General features: G+C 72.1%; 16 protein-coding genes. 6 read left to right on the top strand and 10 right to left on the bottom strand.

Annotated features, from left to right (window positions below):
• Positions 1-158: 158 nt before the first annotated feature.
• Genes OO60_RS14715 through OO60_RS14730 form a run of 4 tightly spaced genes read right to left on the bottom strand, consistent with a single transcriptional unit; the run spans position 159 to position 4345 of the window.
• On the bottom strand, positions 159-1445 hold the full coding sequence (locus OO60_RS14715; RefSeq protein ID WP_003081863.1) for a geranylgeranyl reductase family protein: 1287 nt from the start codon (positions 1443-1445) through the stop codon (positions 159-161).
• Between the two features lie 10 nt (positions 1446-1455).
• On the bottom strand, positions 1456-2145 hold the full coding sequence (locus OO60_RS14720) for a class I SAM-dependent methyltransferase (RefSeq protein WP_003081865.1): 690 nt from the start codon (positions 2143-2145) through the stop codon (positions 1456-1458).
• A 23-nt stretch (positions 2146-2168) separates the two neighbouring features.
• Positions 2169-3272 (bottom strand): glycosyltransferase, encoded by a 1104-nt coding sequence (locus tag OO60_RS14725; RefSeq protein WP_003081867.1) that lies wholly within the window; start codon positions 3270-3272, stop codon positions 2169-2171.
• Between the two features lie 2 nt (positions 3273-3274).
• The gene (locus OO60_RS14730) at positions 3275-4345 is read right to left on the bottom strand and encodes a glycosyltransferase family 4 protein (RefSeq protein WP_276204574.1); all 1071 of its coding nucleotides are present in this window, start codon (positions 4343-4345) and stop codon (positions 3275-3277) included.
• Between the two features lie 177 nt (positions 4346-4522).
• Here OO60_RS14730 and OO60_RS14735 point away from each other — a divergent pair, with 177 nt between their 5' ends.
• Complete coding sequence (locus OO60_RS14735; RefSeq protein ID WP_003081871.1) at positions 4523-5353, top strand: inositol monophosphatase family protein; 831 nt, start codon at positions 4523-4525, stop codon at positions 5351-5353.
• 63 nt (positions 5354-5416) lie between these two features.
• On the opposite strand, the gene OO60_RS14740 is transcribed toward OO60_RS14735, so the two are convergent.
• The 3 genes from OO60_RS14740 to menD all read right to left on the bottom strand — a co-directional run bounded on the left by OO60_RS14740 (position 5417) and on the right by menD (position 9194).
• A complete protein-coding gene (locus OO60_RS14740; protein WP_033261468.1) occupies positions 5417-5854 on the bottom strand; it encodes a DUF3592 domain-containing protein in 438 nt (145 codons plus the stop codon).
• A 22-nt stretch (positions 5855-5876) separates the two neighbouring features.
• Positions 5877-7397, bottom strand: coding sequence for a M1 family metallopeptidase (locus tag OO60_RS14745; protein WP_003081875.1), 1521 nt, complete (start codon positions 7395-7397; stop codon positions 5877-5879).
• A gap of 120 nt (positions 7398-7517) precedes the next feature.
• The gene (gene menD / locus OO60_RS14750; RefSeq protein ID WP_003081877.1) at positions 7518-9194 is read right to left on the bottom strand and encodes a 2-succinyl-5-enolpyruvyl-6-hydroxy-3-cyclohexene-1-carboxylic-acid synthase; all 1677 of its coding nucleotides are present in this window, start codon (positions 9192-9194) and stop codon (positions 7518-7520) included.
• A 51-nt stretch (positions 9195-9245) separates the two neighbouring features.
• On the opposite strand from menD, the gene OO60_RS14755 reads away from it, so the two are divergent.
• The 4 genes from OO60_RS14755 to OO60_RS14765 all read left to right on the top strand — a co-directional run bounded on the left by OO60_RS14755 (position 9246) and on the right by OO60_RS14765 (position 12406).
• Complete coding sequence (locus OO60_RS14755) at positions 9246-10169, top strand: 1,4-dihydroxy-2-naphthoyl-CoA synthase (RefSeq protein WP_003081878.1); 924 nt, start codon at positions 9246-9248, stop codon at positions 10167-10169.
• Position 10170: 1 nt separating this feature from the next.
• On the top strand, positions 10171-11280 hold the full coding sequence (menE, locus tag OO60_RS14760) for an o-succinylbenzoate--CoA ligase (protein ID WP_155848893.1): 1110 nt from the start codon (positions 10171-10173) through the stop codon (positions 11278-11280).
• Between the two features lie 66 nt (positions 11281-11346).
• On the top strand, positions 11347-11484 hold the full coding sequence (locus OO60_RS47155) for a hypothetical protein (protein WP_003081882.1): 138 nt from the start codon (positions 11347-11349) through the stop codon (positions 11482-11484).
• A gap of 49 nt (positions 11485-11533) precedes the next feature.
• On the top strand, positions 11534-12406 hold the full coding sequence (locus tag OO60_RS14765) for a 1,4-dihydroxy-2-naphthoate polyprenyltransferase (RefSeq protein ID WP_003081883.1): 873 nt from the start codon (positions 11534-11536) through the stop codon (positions 12404-12406).
• On the opposite strand, the gene cds1 is transcribed toward OO60_RS14765, so the two are convergent.
• From cds1 to OO60_RS14780, 3 genes are read right to left on the bottom strand one after another with little or no spacing between them, the layout of a single operon-like run.
• Positions 12403-13482 carry an L-cysteine desulfhydrase Cds1 gene (cds1, locus tag OO60_RS14770; RefSeq protein ID WP_003081884.1) on the bottom strand — a complete coding sequence of 360 codons (1080 nt, stop codon included), beginning with the start codon at positions 13480-13482 and terminating at the stop codon, positions 12403-12405. The two genes, OO60_RS14765 and cds1, sit on opposite strands and share 4 nt — an antisense overlap.
• Complete coding sequence (locus tag OO60_RS14775) at positions 13479-13766, bottom strand: DUF4229 domain-containing protein (protein ID WP_003081885.1); 288 nt, start codon at positions 13764-13766, stop codon at positions 13479-13481. Before OO60_RS14775 ends, cds1 begins: the two co-directional genes overlap by 4 nt.
• A gap of 11 nt (positions 13767-13777) precedes the next feature.
• Positions 13778-14251, bottom strand: coding sequence for an Lrp/AsnC family transcriptional regulator (locus OO60_RS14780; protein WP_033261536.1), 474 nt, complete (start codon positions 14249-14251; stop codon positions 13778-13780).
• Between the two features lie 279 nt (positions 14252-14530).
• On the opposite strand from OO60_RS14780, the gene OO60_RS14785 reads away from it, so the two are divergent.
• A complete protein-coding gene (locus tag OO60_RS14785; protein ID WP_003081896.1) occupies positions 14531-14743 on the top strand; it encodes a BldC family transcriptional regulator in 213 nt (70 codons plus the stop codon).
• The last annotated feature ends 71 nt before the right edge of the window (positions 14744-14814 follow it).

A 14814-nucleotide genomic window follows, 5' to 3' on the forward strand; every position in this document is an offset into this window, starting at 1 on the left:
CTGCGCGAAAGACCTTCAAGATCGCGATTCGGCCGGACAAAACGGGCGCTGACCTGTGATCTATCCCACTGACCGCACGGCCAACTTGTTAGGCCACTCGTGTGTCCGCGCGCGAAAGAGCCCGGCACGGAAGCCGTGCCGGGCTCTCGAAAATCCGCTCAGCGCGGGCTCGGCGTGACCTTCGCCAGTGCCGCGATCAGCCGGTCGACGCCGTCGCCGCCCTTGGCGTCGTAGCAGCCGGACAGGCCCTTGTAGACCAGCGGCAGGAGCTTGTTGATGCGCAGCCCGTACTTGGTGCACGCGTGCATGATCTTCGGCTTGCCGATGATCTTCGCGAAGACGTTGCCCAGCGCGTAGTACCCGCCCATGAGCTCGCCGACCGCGCGCGGGTACGCCTCCAGCGCCCGCTCCCGCGAAGGCCCTTCGCGGCGCGCAAGCGCTTGCACGACGACCTCCGCGGCGATCTGCGCGGACTCCATCGCGGCCGAGATGCCTTCGCCGTTGAACGGGCTCACCATGCCGCCCGCGTCGCCGAGCAGCAGGAGGCCGTCGCGGTAGTGCGGGGTGCGGTTGAAGCCCATCGGCAGCCCCGCGCCGCCCACCTTGCCGATCGCGTTCTCCTCGCGGTAGCCCCACTCCTCCGGCGTCCCGTCGAGCCACTGGCGCAGCAGCGCGCGGTAGTCGGTGTTCCGGAAGGAGGCCGACGTCGACAGCATGCCGAGGCCGACGTTGACCGTGCCGTCGCCGAGCGGGAACGCCCAGCCGTAGCCGGGCAGCAGCTTCGGGTTCCGCGGGTCGGACTTGTCCCACAGCTCCAGGTGGCCCTCGATGAACGGGTCGTCGTGGCGCGGGCTCTTGTAGTACTGCCGCACGGCCACGCCCATCGGGCGCTTCTCGTTCTTCTGGATGCCGGCGCTCAGCGCGAGCCGCGCGGACACGCCGTCGCAGGCCAGGACGAGCGGCGCGCGGTAGTGCACCGGCGTCTTCTCCGGGCCGACCTTCGCCTCGACGCCGACCACGCGCCCGCTGGGGTTGGTGATGGCGCTGGTGACGGTGGTGCGCTCGTACAGCCGCGCGCCCGCCTTGACCGCGAGTTTCGCGAGGAGGTCGTCGAAGTCGTGGCGGGTGCGGGAAACGCCGTAGGGCGGGTAGCTCGTCAGGTCCGGCCAGTCGAGCTCCAGCGTGAGGTCGCCGGTGAGGATCCGCAGGCCGCGGCTGTGCACCCAGCCCGCGTCCTCGCTGGTGTCGATGCCCAGGTCGATGAGCTGCTTGACGCCGCGCGGGGTCAGGCCGTCGCCGCAGACCTTCTCGCGGGGGAACTCGGTCTTCTCCAGCAGCAGCACGTCGACGCCCGCGCGGGCCAGGTAGGTGGCCACGGTGGACCCAGCGGGTCCGGCGCCGACGACGATGACTTCGGCGTCCTGGTCTGCGGTGCGTCGCGTCATAGTCGCGAGTTTAGGCAGGCTTTCGGGCGCGGTGGATGGCCACGACCCCGAATGTGAGGTTCAACCACTCGACGTCGGTCCACCCGGCGCTCGCGATGATCTCGCCGAGGGTGCGCTGGTCGGGCCAGGTGAGCATGGATTCGGCCAGGTACTTGTACGCCTCCGGGTTCGACGACGTCCGGCTGCCGACCCAGGTCAGCAGCTTGAGGACGAACCGCCGGTGGACGAACCGGATGGGCGCGAACGGCGGCGTCGAGACCTCGCAGATGACCAGGCGGCCGCCGGGTTTGACCACCCGGGCGATCTCGGTGAGCGCGGCCTTCGGGTCGACGAAGTTGCGCAGCGCGAGGGAGATCGTCACGGCGTCGAAGCTCTCGTCGGCGAACGGCAGGTTGAGCGCGTCGGCCGCAACCATCGGCACGTTCCGGTGCAGCCCGGCGTGCAGCATGCCGAACGAGAAGTCCGCGGCCAGGCACCAGGCGCCCCCGCGGGCGTACTCGACGGTGGACACGCCGGTGCCGGCGGCGAGGTCCAGGACCTTCTCGCCGCGGCGGGCGTCGAGCACGCGGGCGGTCGTCGTGCGCCAGCGGCGGTCGAAGCCGAAGGTCATGAACGAGTTCGCCCGGTCGTACCCGGACGCGACGCCGTCGAACATCGCGGCGACTTCGTGCGGGTCCTTGTCCAGGCTTGCGCGTGACATGACCTGAGATTAGTCCCGCGGGGTCAGTGGAAGGTCGCCAGCATGCCCGCCACCGCCGCGGGCCAGGTGAACTCCTCCGCCCGCGCTCGCGCCGCCGCCCGGCGGGCCTCCTCCGGACTGTCCAGGAGCCCGGTCACTGCTTTCGCGAAGGCGGGCGCGTAGTCGTCCACGGCCGCACCACACCCGGGCCGCACGATCTCCCGCAGCGCCGACGACGCCGACACCACCACCGGCGTCCCCGAGGCGAGGGCTTCCAGCGCGGCCAGCCCGAACGTCTCGTGCGGCCCCGGCGCCAGGGAGACGTCGGCGCTGGCCAGCAGTCTCGCGACGTCACCGCGGCCGGAGAGGAACCCCAGGAACGTCACCGGCAGCCCCCGCGCCCGGCGTTCCAGCGCCCGCCGCCGGGGCCCGTCGCCCGCCACGACCAGCCGGACCTTCACCCCGGCCTCGGTCAGCGAAGCGACGGTGTCCACGCTGCGCTCCACGTGCTTCTCCGGCGACAGCCGTCCACAGTGGACGAGCAGGGCGTCCGCGCCGGAGGCCAGGTCCGTGCGCCAGCCGTCGTCGCGCCGGGCGGGCCGGAAGGTCGCCAAGTCGACACCGAGCGGCACGCGGCGGACGTTCGGCGCGGCGATCCGGTCGAACTCCGCGCGCGCGAACGCCGTCGTGCAGACGACGGTGTCGTAGCTGGCGGCCATCCGCCGGTTGGCGGCGTCGGCGACGCGGCGCGCCACCGGTTCGGGCAGGAGGAACTGCTCCAGCAGCCGGTCGAGGCGCTCGTGGGAGATGACCGTGCTGGGGACGCCGTGGCGCCGCGCCCAGCCGCCCATGCCCCGCAGCGTCAGCCGGTCGGACACCTCCAGCCGGTCGGGCTCGAGTCTTCGCAGGACCGCGCGGACGCGGTGCGGGTCGACCGCGCGGTACCCGCCCGTGCCGGGGAGCTTCGGCGCGGGCAGCGAGAACCGGCGCACCCCGGTCGGCAGGACCTCGTCGGCGTAGCGGGTGCCGGGCACCACCAGCGTCACCTCGTGCCCGCTGGCGACGTACCCGGCGCCGAGGTGGTGCAGCGCGGTGCGCAGCCCGCCCGAGCGCGGCCCGTAGAAGTTGGCGAGCTGGACGATGTGCATGGTCAGGCCGCGCGGGCGGCCCGGCCCTGCACGGCTTCGTAGTGGCCCATCAGCTCGCGGCAGACGGCCGGCCAGGTCCGGCCGAGCACGACCTTGCGGGCCTTCTCGCCGAGCCTCGCCCGCAACGCCGCGTCGCGCAGCGCGTCGACCTTCGCGACCAGCGCCGGCCCGAACAGCTCGCGGTCCGCGGGCAGCAGGTAGCCGGTGCGGCCGGGCAGGACGAGGTCCTTGGGGCCGCCCGCGTCCGGCGCGAGCACCGGCAGGCCGGACGCCATCGCCTCCTGCACCGCCTGGCAGAACGTCTCGTGCGGGCCGGTGTGGACGAAGACGTCGAAGCTCGCGTACGCCTTCGAGAGCTCTTCGCCGTACTTCGCGCCGAGGAAGGCCGCGCCGGGCAGCTGCTCCTTCAGCGCGGGCAGCTCGGGCCCGTCGCCGACGACGACCACGCGGATCCCCGGCACCCCGGCCAGCGCGGCCAGCCGGTCGACCTCCTTTTCGGGCGCCAGCCTGCCGACGAACCCGACCAGCAGCTCGCCGTCCGGCGCCAGCTCGGCCCGCAGCGCCGCGTCCGCGTGCTCCGGGGAGAAGCGCTCGATGTCGACCCCGCGGGCCCACCGGTGCACGCGCGGGACGCCGTGCAGCTCGAGCTGCTCGACCGAGTCGCTCGACGGGGCGAGCGTCCGGTCGGCGCGCGAGTGCAGCCGCCGCACCCAGCGCCACGCGGCGCGGGCGGCGATGCCGAAGCCGTACGCGGCCGCGAACCCGGCGATGTCGGTCTGGTAGACGGCGATCGACGGGACGCGCAGCCGTCTCGCCGCGGCGAGCCCGCGCGCGCCGACCACGAACGGCGAGGCCAGGTGCACGACGTCCGGGCCGAACGCGGTGAGCGCGTTCAGCACGGTGCGCGTGGGCAGCCCGATCGGCAGGGAGTTCACCCCGGGCACGTCGAGCGCGGGGATCCGGACCACCGGGGCGCCCCGGTAGGAGTCCGGGCCGGCGCCGGGAGCGATGATCAGCACGTCGTGCGCGCGTTCGCGCAGGTGCTCGACGACCCGCAGGACGGAGTTGGTCACGCCGTTCACCTGGGGCAGGAAACTTTCGGTGACTATGGCGACTCGCACGTCCTGGACGATCGCACCCGATCCTGGCGACCGCGTGACACGGCGGCCAACGCTGCCGGAACAGATCGGCTACGACATGTCATCTCAAGGTCGTCCGCCGGAAACCAGGGTGGCCCAGACTAAGCAGGCATGACCCTCTTGTCCTCACGGCCGCCGCGGCCCGTCGAGCCCGGCCTGCTGTCGAGGGCGCTCGAAGTGGCCGGGCGGCTGGCCAACGACGCCACCGACGTGATCACCGCGACCGCCGGCCGCGGCGCCCACCCGTCGACCCTGGATTCGCCGTTCGACTGGGTCACCGACACGGATCGCATTTTGGAGCGCCACACCAGACGAGTGCTGACGGCGGAGTTCCCGGGCATCCCGGTGGTGGGCCACGAGTTCGGCGCCGACCACGGCGCGGACGTGGCCGAGTACCGCTGGGTGGTGGACTCGGTGGACGGCACGGCGAACTACGTGGCCGGAGTCCCGTGGTGCGCGTACAGCCTGGCGCTGGTGGACGCGGCGGGCCCGGTGGTGGGGGTGGTGGCGGACCCGTACCGAGCCCAGATCTACGCGGCGGCCCGAGGCCGGGGAGCCCGCGCGAACGGCAAACCGGTGAAGCTGCAGGACCGCTGCGTGACGGCGGGCGCATTGGTGTGCACGGAGTTCGCCCGGCGCGGTCCATGGCCGGGGATGGGCGGGTTCATCGAGCGAGCAGCGGCGGCGCATGCGGGGGTACGGGTGCTGGGCTCGGCGGCGTTGTCGATCGCGCAGGTGGCGTTGGGCCACGCGGCGGCGGCGGTGTTGCACAGCTACCACGAGTGGGACGTGGCCGGGTCGGTGGCGATGGCGATCGAGGCGGGGGCGGTGGTGCTGGACCGGCACGGCGAGGACACGGCGCTGCCGACGGACGGCCTGCTGGTGGCGGCGCCGGGGGTGGCGGACGAGGTACTGGGCTGGTGGCAGGAGACGGCGGGTTGATCGGGTTGCCCACAGCCTGACCGGCGGGTCGAAGACGAGGAGCGGGAACCCACAAAAGGCCCCTCAAACGGCAACAGCAGCCCGCCGATTCACCCGCCGGATCCACCACAGAACCGGCCCCGCCACCAGCCAGGTGAAAAACACAAAACTCCCCAACGGCAGCAAAGTCAGCGTCGCCGACCGCCCAGCGACCCGCGCCAGCTCCGGGTCCGAAGCGTCGTACTCGATCCGCACCAGCTGCCCGGCCGCCAGCCCATCCGGGTACAACACCCCGTTCGCCGGGCTGTGCACGATCCCGTCCGGCGTCTCGAAGTGGATGATCGTCCGGTCGAAGGCCACCGAATCCACGGTCGCCGTCGCCGTGCCCAGTTGCGAGGAGATCGCGCTGTCGTTGCGGATCGCCGCGAACAGCAGGCACACGCACATCACCGTGAGGAGTGAGGCGGCGCCGAGGGTGACCCACCACCCGACGCGCCTCACCCGCTCACTTCTCGTGCTCACGCCGCGAGCGTAGCGGTCCCGCTCAGCCCGCGTGCCCGGCGGCGAGGAACCGGTGGTTCGCCTGGATCTGGTCGAACGACCGGGGCTTGGCGACAGCCGGAGCCGCGACCCGCGAAACGGCAGCAGCGGCGCCGTTCGGGCCCACCGCCGGCTTGCCCGCCGTGTACAGCCACGTCTGGAACAGGTCGTGCAGCGGCTTGCCCGAGATCTTCTCCGCCAGCGCGATGAAGTCCAGGATCCGCCCGTTCGAGCCCGCCCGCTGGGCCTGCCACGTCTTCAGGATCGCGAAGAACGCCTGGTCACCGACCGCCGTCCGCAACGCCTGGAGCGTCAGCGCGCCCCGGTCGTACACCGCGTTGTCGAACTGGTTGTCCGCGCCGGGGTCGGCCGGGACCAGCTTCCACAGGTCGCCGTCGGCCGGGTTCGAGTCGTACGTGTACTGGGCCAGCTCCGCGACCGTGCCCTCGCCCTCGTGCTCCGACCACAGCCACTCCGCGTACGACGCGAAGCCCTCGTTCAGCCAGATGTCGCTCCACCGGCCCAGCGAGACGTTGTCGCCGAACCACTGGTGGGCGTTCTCGTGCGCGATCAGCGTCGTGTTGGAGCCCGCGCGGAAGTTGCGGACGCCGTACGTCGGGCGCGTCTGGTTCTCCAGGGAGAAGCCGATGCCGCTGGTCACGACGCCGCCCTCGGCCTCGAACGGGTACGGGCCGAACTGGGTCGCCAGGAACTCGTCGATCTCCGGCGTCCGCTCGACGCTGGCCTTCGCCGCGTACAGCGAGTCGCCCAGGTCGGCGCCGTAGGCCGTGATGAACGGCTTGCCGTCCGGCGTGGTCGACTCGACGACCTCGTACTTGCCGACGATGAACGACGTCAGGTACGTGGCCTGCGGGTGCGTGCTGCGCCACTGCCAGCGGGTCCAGCCCGCGCGGCTCTTCGTCTTGCGGACGAGGGTGCCGTTGGAGATGGCCGCGTTGTCGTCCGGCGCCTCGATCGAGACGTCGTAGGTCGCCTTGTCGGTCGGGTGGTCGTTGGCCGGGAACCACCACGCCGAGCTCTGCGGCTCGTCGATGCCGAGCGCGCCGAAAGCGCCCTTCTTCCACGCGTTGAGGCCGTCCACCGTCTCGGTCGACGGCGTGTCCGAGTACGCGACGACGACGGTCGCGGTCTGGCCCTTGAGCAGCGGCTGCGCCGGCGTGATGACGAGCTCGCCGTTGCCGGTCTGGTTCGTGAACTGGGCCGGCCGGTTGTTCACCCGGACGCTCGACGCCTTGAGCGCGAAGTCCAGGTCGAACCGCGAGAGGTCTTGCGTCGCGGTCAGCAGCAGGGTCGTCGTGCCCGCCAGGACGTCGGTCGCGGGCTGGTAGGTGAGCCGGATGTCGTAGTGCAGCACGTCCGTGCCGCCGTTGCCCGCGTTCGGGTAGTACGGGTCGCCGGCACCGGGGGCGCCGGGCGCGGGCGCCGCGCTCGCGGTGCCCGCCAGCAGCACCGAGACGACGCCGGCCGCGAGCGCACCGAGGCCGGTACGCGTTCTTGCACGCATTCGATTTCCTCCAGGAGGAGTGGGATCAGCGCGCTCGAACGTAGCCAGCCGACAACACCCCAGGAACAGCCGAAGGGAGGTTTCTTGCTTTCTGGGATTACGCCCGGAAAGCGGTTGACATCAGGCGGCCGACACGGCCGCGGACACCGCCGCCCGCAGGCGGGCGTGCAGGTCGCGGTGCCGCGACCGGTCCACCCGCACCTCGACCACCCGCAGCCCCGGCGCGGGCGCCAGCGCCGCCCGGAACTCCGTCAGCGTCTCCGCGACGACGTGCGGGACGCGGTAGCCCGCGCACAGCGCGCCCAGGTCGGCGCCGTGCGGGGTGCCGAACACCCGCTCGAAGCTCGCCGAGTGCTCCGGCGCCCCCTGCTCGAGCAGCGAAAAGATGCCGCCGCCGTCGTCGTTGAGCACCACGATCGTCAGGTCGGGCCGCTGCTCGGCGGGCCCGGTCAGCAGCCCCGACGCGTCGTGCAGGAACGTCAGGTCGCCCAGCAGCGCGTACGACGGACCGCGGTGCACGTACGCGGCCCCGATGGCTGTTGACACCGTTCCGTCGATGCCCGCGACGCCGCGGTTGCGGTGCACGAGGACGTCCGGGCGCAGCCGGCCGGCCAGCGCGACGTCCCGGGTCGGGTTGGACGAGCCGACGACCAGCAGCGAGTCCGGCGGCAGCGCGTCCACCAGCTCGGTCGCCACGCGCAGCCCCGATGGCCACGCTTCCGAAGCCAGCGTCGACGCCACCGCGGAGGCGGCCGCCTCGTCGGCCCGTCGCCAGCTCGCCAGCCACTCCGGGTCGGCGGGCTTGGTCGGCTCGTCGAACCACTGGCCGACCTGCCGGACGTTGTGCGCGGGCGCCGGCCAGTCCGAGTCCGGGCGCACCAGCAGCACCTCGACGTCGGCGTCCGAGATCACCTTTTGGATCTGCCGGAACACCGTGGGACGGCCCAGGCAGAGCACCTGCTCCGGCTTGTGCTTCGAGATGAACTCCTCGACGCCCAGCAGCCACGCGCCGGACGAGATCGCCGTGCCGCCGGACAGCCCGATCCCGCCGGTCTCGGAGATCACCGGCCAGCCGTGCTGCTCGGCCCATTCGCTGGCCGCCTGCACACCGGTGTCACACGCGATGACCAGGCCGTGCCGCGCCGACGGCACCACGAACGACGGCAGCGCGCCGAAGTCCGGCAGCTCGGTCCAGCGGGACCCGTCGGGGCGGCCGTCGAGGGATTCGTACCACTCGCCGTCGTCGTCCAGGTCCGGCACGAGCGGCTCGCGGAACGGGATGTTCAGGTGCACCGGCCCGCAGCGCCACTCGCCGTAGGCGGCGTTCCAGGCCCGGCAGATCTGGCTGCGCCAGTACGAGTTCTGCCCGGCCCGCCGCTCAGCGACGGCCAGCTCGTCGAAGTAGCGGACGGCGTCGCCGTAGAGCTGGTGCTGGTCGATGACCTGCGACGCGCCGGCCGCGCGCAGCTCGGGCGGCCGGTCGGCGGTCAGCACGATCAGCGGGACGCCGGCCCGGTCGGCCTCCAGGACCGCCGGGTGGAAGTTCGCGGCCGCGGTGCCGGACGTGCACAGCACGGCCACCGGGCGGCCGGTGCGGGCGGCGATGCCCAGCGCCAGGAAGGCGGCGCCGCGCTCGTCGATGCGGACGTGGAGCTGCAGCTTCCCGGCCGCGGCCGCGTCGTACAGCGCGATCGACAGCGGCGCGTTGCGGGAGCCCGGGCAGAGGACGACGTGCGAAACGGTGTTGCGGACGAGTTCGTCGACGATGACCCTGGCCTGCGCGGTGGAAGGGTTCACCGGCAGGCTCCAGACTGATCGCAAATGTCCACAGGTCCTATTCTCCCAAACGTGGATGACGCCCGAGTTTCCGAGCTGTTCGACCCCGCCGCGTGGACCGAGGTCGAAGGTTTCGCCTTCACCGACATCACCTACCACCGCTCCGCCGAGAGCCGGGGTGGCAAACGCGTCGTGCGCATCGCGTTCGACCGCCCGGAGGTCCGCAACGCCTTCCGGCCGCACACCGTCGACGAGCTCTACCGGGCCCTCGACCACGCCAGGATGAGCGCCGACGTCGGCTGTGTCCTGCTCACCGGGAACGGCCCGTCGCCCAAGGACGGCGGGTGGGCGTTCTGCTCCGGTGGTGACCAGCGTATTCGCGGACGCTCCGGGTATCAGTACGCGAGCGGGGAGACCTCCGACACGGTGGACCCGGCGCGGGCCGGCCGGCTGCACATCCTCGAGGTCCAGCGGCTGATCCGGTTCCTGCCGAAACCGGTGATCGCGGTGGTGCCGGGCTGGGCCGCGGGCGGCGGGCACTCCCTGCACGTCGTGTGCGATCTCACCCTCGCCTCGGCCGAGCACGCGAAGTTCAAGCAGACCGACGCCGACGTCGGCTCGTTCGACGGCGGCTACGGCTCGGCGTACCTGGCGAAGATGGTCGGGCAGAAGTTCGCCCGCGAGATCTTCTTCCTCGGTCGCGAGTACTCCGCCGAGCAGATGCACCACATGGGCGCGGTGAACGCCGTCGTCCCGCACGCCGACCTGGAAAAAGAGGCGCTGACCTGGGCGTGGGAGATCACCCGCAAGTCCCCGACGGCCCAGCGGATGCTCAAGTACGCGTTCAACCTCACCGACGACGGCCTGGTCGGCCAGCAGCTGTTCGCCGGCGAGACCACCCGCCTGGCGTACATGCAGGACGAAGCCGTCGAAGGCCGTGACGCGTTCCTCGAGAAGCGCGACCCCGATTTCAAGGACGTCCCCTATTACTACTGAGCTGCTCCCGGTCCACCTCGACGGCTCGCCCGAGGCGCTCGAGACCCTGCAGAACGCCGTCGCCGACGCGCTGGGCGGCGGCCCGGCGGTGCTGCCGTTCACCGACCCCGCGCTGCGCGACGCCATGGCGCCGGACGAGCCCGCCGAGCCGGGTACCGCCGTGGTCATCGCCACGTCGGGTTCGACCGGCGCGCCCAAGGGCGTGCTGCTGTCGGCCCGCGCGCTGACCGCGTCCGCCGAGGCCACGCACGCGCGGCTCGGCGGCCCGGGCCACTGGCTGCTGGCCACCCCGGCGCACTACATCGGCGGCCTGCAGGTGCTGGTCCGGTCGCTGCTGGCCGGGACGGCACCGGCGCTGCTGACCGGCACCGGCTTCCGCCCGGACGACTTCGCCGCCGCGGCGGCCCGGCTGACCGGCAGTCCGCGGTACACGGCGCTGGTGCCGACCCAGCTGGTCCGCCTGCTCGACGACGGCGGCGCGGGCCTGGCCGCGGCGAAGACGTTCGACGCCATCGTGGTCGGCGCCGCGGCGACCTCCGCGGGCCTGCGGGACCGCGCCGCCGACGCCGGTGTCCGGATCGTGCCCGCGTACGGCATGAGCGAGACGGCCAGCGGCTGCGTCTACGACGGCGTCCCCCTCGACGGCGTCCGCGTCGACGTCTCGGGCGACCGGATCCGGATCGCCGGGGACGTCCTCGCGCACGGCTACCGGCGGCAGCCGGACCTGACCGCGGAGGCGTTCCGGGACGGCTGGTTCACCACGTCCGACCGCGGGGTCCGGCACGCCGACGGCCGGATCGAGGTGCTCGGCCGGGCCGACGACATGATCAACACGGGCGGCGTGAAGGTGTCGGCGAACGCGATCGAACGCTGCCTGTGCGCCCAGCCGGGCGTGCGGGACGCGTGCGTCGTCGGCCTGCCGGACCCGGAGTGGGGCGAGGCCGTGGTCGCGCTGGTCGTCCCGGACGGCGGGCACGGCGACCTGCGAGCGGCGGTCCGGGCGGAGCTGGGCGCGGCGGCGGCCCCCAAGCGCATCGAATTCGCGACGGAGCTGCCGCTGCGCGGACCGGGAAAGATCGACCGGGCGGCGGTGAAAATCCGTCTTCAGTAGCGTTTGCGCGGCTGAATGGCGGTACTTCGTTGACACGCACAGGGTGCGCCCGCTTGGCTACTCACCATGACGCGCTGGATCAGAATCGCCTTCGCCGCCACCGCCGTCACGCTGGGCGTCCTCCTGCCCGCCAGCGCGGCTCTCGCCGACAGCGTGGACCCCAACAGCGGTTCGCTCGTCTGGCAGCTGCCGACCTCGGATTGAGTTCCCGGGTTCCCGCTCGCCGCTGATCACCATGGCGTTGAATGGCGCCATGGCGAGCTTGAGCGAGTGGATCGAAGGGGCCCGGCCGCGGACGCTGCCCAACGCGGTGGCGCCGGTGGTGGCGGGGGTCGGCGCGGCGATCGCGCTGGACGCGTTCTCGTGGTGGCGTTCGGTGCTGGCGCTGCTGGTCTCCCTCTCGCTGATCGTCGGCGTCAACTACGCCAACGACTACTCCGACGGCATCCGCGGCACGGACGAGAACCGCGTCGGCCCGCTGCGGCTGGTCGGTTCGAAGGTCGCCGCCCCCCAGGCCGTGCTGGCCGCGGCGCTGGTCGCGTTGGGCCTGGCCGGGGTGCTGGGGCTGGTCCTGGTGGCCGTCAGCGGCCATTGGTGGCTGCTCGGCATGGGCGCGCTGTGCATCCTCGGCGCGTGGTTCTACACCGGCGGCAAGAAGCCCTACGGCTACTACGGCTTCGGCGAGATCGCCGTGTTCGTGTTCTTCGGCCTGGCCGGCGTGCTCGGCACGGTGTACGTCCAGGCGGGCCGGGTCAGCTGGCCGGCGCTGGCGTGCGCGATCGCGGTCGGCTGCTTCTCGACGGCGGTCCTGACGGCCAACAACCTGCGTGACATCCCGACCGACATCGAGTCCGGCAAGCGCACCCTGGCCACCCGCCTCGGCGACCAGGGCACCCGGCGGCTGTACCTGGCGCTGATCGCGGTGCCGTACGTGCTCAGCGGCGTGCTGCAGTTCACCACGCACTCGCTCGCCGCGCTCACGGTGCTGAGCGCGGCCCTGCTGCCGCAGTCCGTCAAGGCGATCCTGGGGAACGCGACCGGCCGCGCCCTCATCCCGGCCCTGCGCGACACCGGGCTCGCGATGCTCGCCTGGGCCGTGCTGGCCGCGGTCGGCCTGAACCTCTAGACCTCCGGGAACTTCCCGGTGGCCAGGAACTCCTCGAACAACGCCGTGTGCGGCGCCAGGTCCAGGCCCTGCTGCGCCAGCCACTCGTCGTTGTAGTACGTGTGCGCGTACCGCTCGCCGCCGTCGCAGAGGAGCGTCACGACGCTGCCCGCTTGGCCGTCCTCGACCATGCGGGAAATCAGCCGGAACGCGCCGTAGAGGTTGGTGCCGGTCGAGCCGCCCGCCCAGTGGCCGGTCCGCTCGCGCAGCAGCCGGATCGCCGCCAGGGAGCCGGCGTCGGGGATCCGGAACATCTCGTCGATGACACCGGGGACGAACGACGGCTCGCAGCGCGGCCGCCCGATGCCCTCGATCCGCGACGGCATGCCGGTCGCGTAGTCCATCGCCCCGGTCTCCCAGGCGCCGTAGAACGACGAGTTCTCCGGGTCGACCACGCAGATCTTCGTCGTGTGCCGCTTGTAGCGCACGTACCGGCCGAAGGTCGCGCTCGTGCCGCCGGTGCCCGCGCCGACGACGATCCACCGCGGGATCGGGTGGCGCTCCGAGCGCATCTGCGCGAACACCGACTCGGCGATGTTGTTGTTGCCGCGCCAGTCCGTCGCGCGCTCGGCGTAGGTGAACTGGTCGAGGTAGTGGCCGCCGCACTCGGCCGCGAGCCGCTCGGCCTCGGGGTACATCGCCGGGGCCTCGTCGACGAAGTGGCACTCGCCGCCGTAGAACTCGATGAGCGCGACCTTCTCCTTCGACGTGCGCCGCGGCACGACGGTGATGAAGCGCAGGCCGAGCATGCGGGCGAAGTAGGCCTCGGACACCGCCGTCGACCCGCTGGAGGCCTCGACGAGCACGGTGTCCGGCCCGATCTGGCCGTTGACCAGGCCGTACAGGAACAGCGACCGGGCCAGCCGGTGCTTGAGCGAGCCGGTCGGGTGCACCGACTCGTCCTTGAGGTAGAGGTCGATGCCCCACTCCGGGGGCAGCGGGAAGACGTGCAGGTGGGTGTCCGCGCTGCGGTTGGCGTCGGCCTCGATGATCCGGACGGCCTCGCGGACCCAGCTGCGGCTGTGCGGCCGGCTCACTCGGACTGCCCGGTGGCGTCGCCCCGCAGCTGCGCGCGCAGCTCGGCACGGGCGCGGGCCCGCTTCTCGTTGCGCTTCGCCAGCCCGGCGGTCACGCGGGCGTTGAGCGGGCGGAACAGCAGCAGGCCGAGCGGCAGCCCGACGACCAGGCCGATGACCAGGGCGACCAGCAGCGGCACCCCGGCCAGGGTCAGCGCCCACGCGATCACCCCGACCAGCACGAACCGTGCCAGCAGGTACAGCGTCAGGTCACGGGGCAGGTGGCCGGCTTTCACGTCGCTCACATCAACGCAGGCTACGCCCCGCCCGGGCGGTCCTTCTGCAGGCCCGCGTTGTTCGGGCGGCCCTCGAAGCGCGTCGAGAGCACCACGGTGGTGTTCGTGCGCCCGACGCCGGGGATGCGGCGGAGCCGGCCGAGCGTCCGCTCCAGCTCGTCGACGGTCGGCACGCGCACCTTGACGACGAACGCCTCGTCGCCGGCCACCGCGTAGCAGCTCTCGACCTCGTCGAGCTCGGCGAGGGCGGCGGCGACGTCGTCCTCGGTCGCGGTGTCGGTCGGGTGGATGCTGACGAGAGCGGTGACGCCGAGGCCGACCGAGCTCGGGTCGACGACCGCGTGGTAGCCGGTGATCACGCCGGCGGCTTCCAGCTTGCCCACCCGTTCGTGCACCGACGACGCGGACAGCCCGACGGCTCGCCCGAGGTCGGCGTAAGTGGCCCGTCCGTTGATGCGCAACGCTGCGATGATCTTCCGGTCCAACTGATCCACGAGGATCACTCTATGCGGTTGGACAATCCCCCATTGGCACCACGCCTCGCGGCCGCTGACCGGCCGCGGCGGTGTCTCCGCACGTCAGGTCACCGCAGGGTAGTTGCCGAGGGTAAACAATCTGTCCGTTTTGACCTTTAAGGGCTCTTTACTCGTGGACAACCGTTCGAGTACCCGACGGGTGAAGTGCAACGATTGCCTTGTTGGCTACCCCGGCGCGACGGGCAGAAGGGCCCGGACGCCTCCGGTATAGCAGTGAGTTCGTTAAGGAGGCGGAAAATGACCGCGACGATGGGCGGACGCCTGCTCACCCCTGGCGAGGTGGCAGCGCTCTTCCGGGTGGACCCGAAGACGGTGACGCGGTGGGCGACCGCGGGCCGGATCGGCTCGATCCGCACCCCGGGCGGGCACCGGCGGTTCCGGGAGTCCGAGGTGAACGAGCTCCTCGCCGAACTGACCACCGACGCCAGCGAACCGGCGCGCAACGCCTGAACCATCCGCACACGGGGGCCGTGTGGGTACGGGAACCAACCCCGTCCCGCGCGGCCCCCGGGCATTTTCCC

This window comes from Amycolatopsis vancoresmycina, from assembly GCF_000716785.1.
Lineage (GTDB): Bacteria > Actinomycetota > Actinomycetes > Mycobacteriales > Pseudonocardiaceae > Amycolatopsis > Amycolatopsis vancoresmycina.

What these genes read in the sequence shown, in the direction of transcription:
- OO60_RS47155 (WP_003081882.1), top strand. Translation starts at nt 11,347, where the DNA reads ATGACGCGCTGGATCAGAATCGCCTTCGCCGCCACCGCCGTCACGCTG.
- OO60_RS14725 (WP_003081867.1), bottom strand. Translation starts at nt 3,272, where the DNA reads ATGCACATCGTCCAGCTCGCCAACTTCTACGGGCCGCGCTCGGGCGGG.
- OO60_RS14715 (WP_003081863.1), bottom strand. Translation starts at nt 1,445, where the DNA reads ATGACGCGACGCACCGCAGACCAGGACGCCGAAGTCATCGTCGTCGGC.
- OO60_RS14785 (WP_003081896.1), top strand. Translation starts at nt 14,531, where the DNA reads ATGACCGCGACGATGGGCGGACGCCTGCTCACCCCTGGCGAGGTGGCA.
- OO60_RS14745 (WP_003081875.1), bottom strand. Translation starts at nt 7,397, where the DNA reads ATGCGTGCAAGAACGCGTACCGGCCTCGGTGCGCTCGCGGCCGGCGTC.
- OO60_RS14735 (WP_003081871.1), top strand. Translation starts at nt 4,523, where the DNA reads ATGACCCTCTTGTCCTCACGGCCGCCGCGGCCCGTCGAGCCCGGCCTG.
- OO60_RS14765 (WP_003081883.1), top strand. Translation starts at nt 11,534, where the DNA reads ATGGCGAGCTTGAGCGAGTGGATCGAAGGGGCCCGGCCGCGGACGCTG.
- OO60_RS14720 (WP_003081865.1), bottom strand. Translation starts at nt 2,145, where the DNA reads ATGTCACGCGCAAGCCTGGACAAGGACCCGCACGAAGTCGCCGCGATG.